This window comes from Paenibacillus sp. CAU 1782 (assembly GCF_054551715.1).
The window spans coordinates 95942-102947 of sequence record NZ_JBTOLL010000018.1; the positions used below are offsets into that span (position 1 = coordinate 95942).

The 7006-nt window shown below is 51.4% G+C and carries 7 protein-coding genes; 6 read left to right on the plus strand and 1 reads right to left on the minus strand.

Annotation, left to right across the window (positions count from 1 at the left end):
* Positions 1–4: 4 nt before the first annotated feature.
* The 6 genes from cls (at position 5) to ACX93W_RS23425 (ending at position 5585) form a co-directional block, all read left to right on the plus strand.
* Positions 5–1453, plus strand: a complete 1449-nt coding sequence (gene cls / locus ACX93W_RS23400; protein WP_459394797.1) for a cardiolipin synthase — start codon at positions 5–7, stop codon at positions 1451–1453.
* 513 nt (positions 1454–1966) lie between these two features.
* Complete coding sequence (locus ACX93W_RS23405; protein WP_459394798.1) at positions 1967–2359, plus strand: Fur family transcriptional regulator; 393 nt, start codon at positions 1967–1969, stop codon at positions 2357–2359.
* Complete coding sequence (locus ACX93W_RS23410) at positions 2338–3084, plus strand: winged helix-turn-helix transcriptional regulator (RefSeq protein ID WP_459394799.1); 747 nt, start codon at positions 2338–2340, stop codon at positions 3082–3084. The genes ACX93W_RS23405 and ACX93W_RS23410 overlap by 22 nt, the downstream gene beginning before the upstream one ends.
* A gap of 90 nt (positions 3085–3174) precedes the next feature.
* Positions 3175–3930 (plus strand): methionine ABC transporter ATP-binding protein, encoded by a 756-nt coding sequence (locus tag ACX93W_RS23415; RefSeq protein ID WP_459394806.1) that lies wholly within the window; start codon positions 3175–3177, stop codon positions 3928–3930.
* 25 nt (positions 3931–3955) lie between these two features.
* Positions 3956–4618 (plus strand): methionine ABC transporter permease, encoded by a 663-nt coding sequence (locus ACX93W_RS23420; RefSeq protein ID WP_459394807.1) that lies wholly within the window; start codon positions 3956–3958, stop codon positions 4616–4618.
* An 82-nt stretch (positions 4619–4700) separates the two neighbouring features.
* Entirely contained in the window at positions 4701–5585 is an 885-nt protein-coding gene (locus tag ACX93W_RS23425; protein WP_459394800.1) for a MetQ/NlpA family ABC transporter substrate-binding protein, read from the plus strand.
* 75 nt (positions 5586–5660) lie between these two features.
* On the opposite strand, the gene ACX93W_RS23430 is transcribed toward ACX93W_RS23425, so the two are convergent.
* Entirely contained in the window at positions 5661–6677 is a 1017-nt protein-coding gene (locus tag ACX93W_RS23430) for an SDR family oxidoreductase (protein WP_459394801.1), read from the minus strand.
* Positions 6678–7006: the final 329 nt, after the last annotated feature.

Below are 7006 nucleotides of genomic sequence, written 5' to 3' on the forward strand. Positions count from 1 at the left end.
AAGAATGGGCGTGCTCCAGAATTTATCATGGGTCATCATTGTGCTTAATATCTTTTTGGCGACGGCGGTCATTTTTCTGGAGCGGCGCAACGCCTCGGCAACCTGGGCTTGGCTGATGGTGCTTTATTTTATCCCCGTGCTTGGCTTCATTATGTACCTGATCCTGGGGCAAAAGGTGCGGAAGCGGCAGCTCAGCAAGCTGCTGGGGGATAACGAGCGCGTAATTAAACACGCGCTGGAAACCCAGCGGGAGGAGCTTAAGGCGAACCGGCTAGTGCCGCAGGACAGCGAGCTTGCGGAATACCAGGACATGATCTATTTGAATTTGACGACGGGACTGGCGCTTTACACCAATAACAATATATTGGATATCTATACCGACGGCAGCCAAAAATTCGATGCTCTCATTGCCGATATCGAGGCGGCGGAGCATCATATTCATCTGGTCTATTACATTGTAAGGGACGATGAATTGGGACGGCGGCTCATGCGTGCGTTGACGGCCAAAGCGGCTGCCGGCGTCGAGGTGAGGTTTCTTTATGACCATATCGGAAGCTCCCGCCTGCCGGGACGGTTCTTTAAGGAGCTGCGGGCGGCCGGAGGCAAGGAGGCGGCGTTTTTCCCGTCGCGCATCCCTTATCTGAATTTGAAGATCAACTACCGCAATCACCGCAAGCTGGCAATCATCGACGGCAAAACGGGGTATATCGGCGGCTTTAATATCGGTGACGAATATTTGGGGCTGAACAAACATTTTGGACAATGGCGGGATACCCATCTCAAGGTTCAGGGCAGCGCGGTGCTGCAGATGCAGGCGCAGTTTTTGCTGGACTGGAATCTTGCCGCTTCCGGCAAGATCGAGCTGAGCGAAATCTATTTTCCGGACCCTCGCGGCGTTCCCGGCCATATAGGCATGCAGCTCGTCGCAAGCGGCCCCGATACGGAGTATCAGGAAATTAAAAACGCCTACATCAAAATGATTTACGGAGCCCGTAGCAGCGTGTGCCTGCAGACGCCTTATTTTGTGCCGGACGACAGTTTGCTCTCCGCATTGAAGGTGGCGGCGCTGTCGGGTGTCGAGGTTAGCATCATGCTGCCAAGCAAGCCGGATCATTTTTTTGTGTATTGGGCGACGCAGTCTTACCTGGGAGAGCTGCTGGCCAGCGGCATCAAGGTTTATTTGTATGAAAAAGGATTCCTTCATGCCAAAACGCTTGTGGTCGACAGCAAAGTCGCTTCCGTCGGTACGGCGAATCTGGATATCCGCAGCTTTAAGCTGAATTTTGAAATGAATGCTTTTATCTATGATTCCGCGACGTCGCTAAAGCTGATGGAAATTTTCCGGCGCGACATTGAAGACTCGCGTCTGCTCACCCGCGAAGCATATGACGGAAGGCCGTTATTCAATCGTTTTCGGGAGTCCATCTCCCGCCTGCTTAGTCCTATATTGTAGAGAGAGGCGCGATCCGGCTTCAAATGACGGATTGCGCTGATCCTAAATGAACATGCAAAAGGGATTCCGCTTATCCACCATGATAACCGGAATCCCTTATTTTTCTGGCAAACGACTATTCAATTTATTTAAACGCTCCATTCCTCATCTTCTTTGTGATCCTTGATCCATCCTTCCGATAAGTATCTTCACTGCCGACACCGTCATTCCGCCGGAACCCCGCATGCCCGATAGCCCTGATCAGGACTCCTTTCCTTGTGTAGTGGGGCATGCATCGCTAACGTGCTTCAATGGACTATCCCCTCTCTTATTGGATAGCTTCATTATACATCAATATTTTAATATTGTAAATATTCAGATAATTTTGGGGGCGAGCTATCAAATTCCTCTGAGGGGATGCTCAGGCCTTCAGGGAAACAAGGAAACAAACCGGAAATCACTGTGTTGACGTTCTCTTTGTTTAAATTTATACTTAGTCTAAAGTCATTGCATAAGGGAAGAAGGCGAAAGCCAATGAACAAAATCAATTTGACAGTACAGCGCAAAGCTGTGTACGACATTGTGACGGAGAGCAGCGATCATCCTTCGGCGGCCGATATTATCGAGCGGCTGAGAGAGCGGGGGTTTCACTTTGCCTATGGCACGGTGTACAATTCGCTGCGCTATTTGAGCGATGCGGGATTAATCAGGGAGCTCAAGCTGGGGGAGGCGGTCAGCCGCTACGATTCCACCACCGATGAGCATTACCATATTGTATGCACAAAATGCGGCGCTGTTGACGAGGTTTTCCTGGAGCTTCCCAAGGAGTGGATTGCTGCGGTAGCCGCCCAGACGGGATATAGCGTCAGTCATGCCGGGGTCGTATTGGAAGGAGTGTGCGGCGAATGCGCGAAGAAGGCACAGTAACGGACTTTACGGAAGGGGTTCTATGTACGCTGACCAAGCGGGTTATGCTGATTAGCCCCCTGCCAGAACGGGTGCGGTCGCTGCTGGTTACGTTGTCGGGTCAGTGCTTTGATGTATTTTCGCTGCATGAGTTCAAAAAAGAAATGTTGGGCGCGCTTCAGCCGGAGCTTCTGGTTTATGACGCGCTTCCTCTTCCGCTGCCTTCGGTGGGACATACGCTGGAGGGCGGCAGCGAGCTGCTTGATTTTGCCGTCCAGGCCGGCATTCCGGTACTGGTTTTGCTGGATGAACCTTCTTATCAGGAGAGGAACAGCAGCGCGCCGCCCGGCGTTGAACTGCTGGCCTGGCCTTCTGATGCCCAGGAGGCTCTGAGGCTCATTAACGGCATGCTGGAGGGAAGGACAACGGCGGGAGCGTCCTCCGAGGGTGTTTATACCTTTAAGGACATTGTGCTGGATTCCCGTAAAATGACTGTGCTGCGCGGAGGAACGCGAATTGACCTGACCAAAACGGAGTACGATCTGCTGCTGACCTTCCTGTCGTCGGACGGTTCCGTGTTTTCCCGCGAAACGCTGCTGGATACCGTATGGGGCGTTCAATATTACGGAGGCAGCAATCTCGTGGACGTCCACATCAAAAGCTTGCGCAAAAAGCTGCGCGACAGCGCCGTGAATCCCCAATATATCGTGACCGTTCGCGGGGCGGGATATCGTTTGGCCGAGTAATAGATTTGTGAAAAGTCGGTCACGAATTGAGGTTAATCCGTGGTATGATCGTCTATGATGTTAATTCTGTAGACAAAGGAGGGTTGCTGCATTATAACGTTGCAAGAGGTTAGCAAACGATACGGCTCCCCCAAACATACCATACAAGCCGTCTACCCCTTGTCGCTGGCAATCAGGCAAGGGGATATTCATGGCATTATTGGCGCCAGCGGCGCGGGTAAGTCGACGCTGCTGCGCCTCATGAATCGGCTGGAGGATCCGGACGAAGGAGAGGTGCTGCTGGATGGCGTCGATCTGATGACAATGAAGGAGCGGGAGTTAAGGGAGACGCGCAGAAGCATCGGCATGATTTTTCAACACTTTCACTTGTTAAGCAACAAAACGGTTGCGGCCAACATCGAGACGCCGCTTCAGCTAGCGGGAGCGGACAAGCGGGAACGGCGAAGCCGCGTCCAGGAATGTCTGAACATGGTGGGTCTGCTGGATAAAGAAAATCAATACCCGGCACAGCTCAGCGGCGGGCAAAAACAGCGAGTAGCCATCGCAAGAGCGCTGGCGAACCGGCCAAAGGTGCTGCTGTGCGATGAACCAACCTCAGCGCTGGACCCGCATACGACGGCGGAAGTGCTGGAAGTGCTGCGAGAAATTAACGAGAAGTACGGGCTGACGATTGTGGTTGTTACGCATGAATTGGGCGTTGTGGAGGCGATTTGCCATCGGGTCTCGATGATGGAAGGCGGGCGGCTGCTTCGCACGGTTGATGTTAATCCTGAAGGTCTGGCCCAGGCAGCGAAACTGTTCAACCGAACTTCTGCCGGCAACGAAGGAGATGAACCGCTTGCTTGAAGACATCCAATCCGGGTATGCCGACATGATTCAGGCGATCGAGAAATACCACACTCAGATGTGGGATGCCATTGGGGAAACTTTTGTCATGGTAGGCATTTCGACTCTGGCCGCTCTTTTGCTGGGATTGCCGCTGGGGACGTTGCTTTATTTAAGCCGCAGGGGGCAGAGGTATCAGAATGTCTGGCTTTTTGGCGTGTTTAATGGGCTTGTGAATGTCATTCGATCATTCCCGTTCCTGTTGTTTGTTGTGTTTATGATCCCGGTGACCCGCTGGATCGTGGGTACGTCTCTGGGAACGCTGGCCGCGTCTGTGCCGCTTGCTTTTATGGCGACCGTGTATTACTCCAGACTAGTGGAGCAGGCTTTGCTGGACATTCCAAGGGGCATTATTGAATCGGCTGTCTCCATGGGGGCAACCAAGCTTCAACTGATCGTTAAGTTCCTGTACGTAGAAGCCCGGTCGGGGCTTGTGGTGGCGATGACCACCTCGATCATCAGCTTTATTTCCTACTCCACGGTTATGGGAATTGTGGGAGGCGGCGGGATCGGGGATTTTGCGATCCGTTACGGTTACCAACGATACGAAACGGCCATTATGATCGTTACGATTGTGATTATGATTATTTTGGTGCAAGCCATTCAGTTTACGGGGAACTGGATATCCCGAAGAATTGATAAGAGATAAATAAGAGATAACATCGGAAACAACGCTGGAAACGGCAAAAATAAAACGATAATCGATAGGGATAATGGAGGCAATCTACGCAATGAAAACATCGATAGAAACAACCATGAGTGCAACGATGAAGAAAGCAATGAAGGCTGCTGTTTTGCTGCTTGCTATTTTGCTTATAGCGACTGGCTGCAGCCAAGGAAACAACAAGCAGGAAGATGCGCAATCGGGAACATCGACAGAAACGCCTAAACAGGAAGAGACTCATATCAAGGTTGCTTCGCTTATTCCTCCGATGACGGAGGTTCTGGAACTGGTCAAGCCAAAGCTGGAGGAAGAGGGAATCCACATGGAAATTGTTGTTCTCTCCGACAATACGCAGCCGAATACAGCGTTGAAAAATAAAGAGGTTGACGCCAACTTCTTCCAACATACGCCTTACATGAAAAGCTTTAACGAAAATAACGATGCAACACTGGCGCCTGTGCGGGAAATCTACCATGCCATTTACGGAGCATACTCCAAACGTTATGCCAGCATTGAAGAGCTGCCGGACGGAGCGAGCATCGGAATTGCCAATGATCCGGCGAATACGGGACGTACGCTGGCTTTGCTGGAGAAGGCCGGCTTGATTAAGCTTACGGATGGCGTAGGATACAACGGCACGATGGAGGATATCGTGGATAATCCCCGCGGGTTCAAGTTCCAGGAGGTCGATTTGCTGATGCTGGCACGCGTTATTGACGATCTGGATCTGGTCGCCATGTACCCTGCTTATGCGAAACCGCTGAATTTGACTCCGAAGGATGCTCTCATCGTAGAGGGCGAGGAATCTCCTTTTGCCATAACTTTGGTGGCGCGCGAAGACAATAAGGACTCTGCTGCGATCCAAAGACTGGCTGAGCTGATGACAAGCGAAGAGGTGAAGACCTTTTTTGAAGAGAATTATGGCGATAGTGTAATGCCTGCCTTTAAATAAGGGTGAAAAAGCGGCTCCGCCTTAGCGGGCCGCTTTTTTCTTGGAGCCTGGAAAGCGTGCGCTGCCTGAACGTTGTTAACGGGCTAGCGACTTCGCTGCATTGTCCATGGCTTCTACAACCCGGTCGCACCAGCTATCGAATTCGGGGTCTTCCGTCTGGAGAGCCGGGTTGGCCAGAATATGCCGGACGGTTTCCTTGATCCCTTGGTCCAGGCGCGTTGTCGCGACAAAGTCGGGGACCAGCCGCTTCAGCTTGCTATTGTCAAAAACGACGGAGTTTGCTTTATCGCCAAGCAGTCCTCCCCGGAAGTCATAAGGGCCTGCTGCGGCGAGAAAGTGGGAGGAGACGTGCACCGCATTAAGCTTGACGCCAAGCGCATCGGCAATAATCTCGTAGATTTGATTCCAGGTTACGGTTTCGTCCGACGTAATATGGACAGTTTCGCCGATGGCATGGATATTGCCCATCAGTCCGATGAAGCCTTTGGCGAAATCTTGATTATGCGTCATGGTCCACAAGGAAGTGCCGTCTCCGTGAATAATAACAGGGTTGCCCTCCAGCATCCGTTTGGCTACCTGCCATGATCCTTTGTCGCCGTGTACGCCTAGCGGGATGGACCTCTCGTCATACGTGTGGCTTGGGCGGACAATCGTAATCGGGAAACCGTCTTCGCGGTAACGATCGATCAAATATTGCTCACAGGCAATTTTGTTGCGGGAATATTCCCAATACGGATTAGACAGGGGTGTGCCTTCCGTTATGCGATAGTCGGATAGAGGCGTTTGGTATGCGGAAGCGGAGCTGATGAACAGAAATTGCTTGGTTCGTCCTTCGAAAAGGCGGAAATCACGTTCCAGCTGTGCCGGGTGAAAGGCAATAAAATCGGCTACAACATCAAAGTAATGCCCTTCAAGCAGCGACGCAATATGTTCCTCGTCGTTGATATCTCCCTGAATGACGTGAACGCCTTGAGGCAGAGTCGCATTTCGGCTCCCTCTGTTGAGAAGATATAGCTCGCAGCCTTGCTCGGCGAGTTGTCTTGTGATTGCGGAACTGATAATTCCTGTTCCTCCGATAAAAAGCGCTTTCATACATGCACCTCCGCATAGTTAATCCTTTTTTATTGTGGCTCAATTCAGAAATCAGCGCTTGACTGCTCCCCAATAGACTGAGAGGCCTACGGCCCCGCCCGCCTGGCCTGCACTCCGATAGGCTGCGCGCTTACGGACATCGGTGGCCGTTAGAAGTCTCTTTTCAAGTGAAATCAACTTCTAAAGGACATTCGCGACCGTTAAAGCACTAGCCATGCGTAAAACCTAACATCGAAAATTGTGATCCTAAAAACACGGTAAATGGTATCTTTATCCTGTTCAAACAAAAAAAATTCTCCTAATGTGGAAGTGTGGCCATACGTTATCCA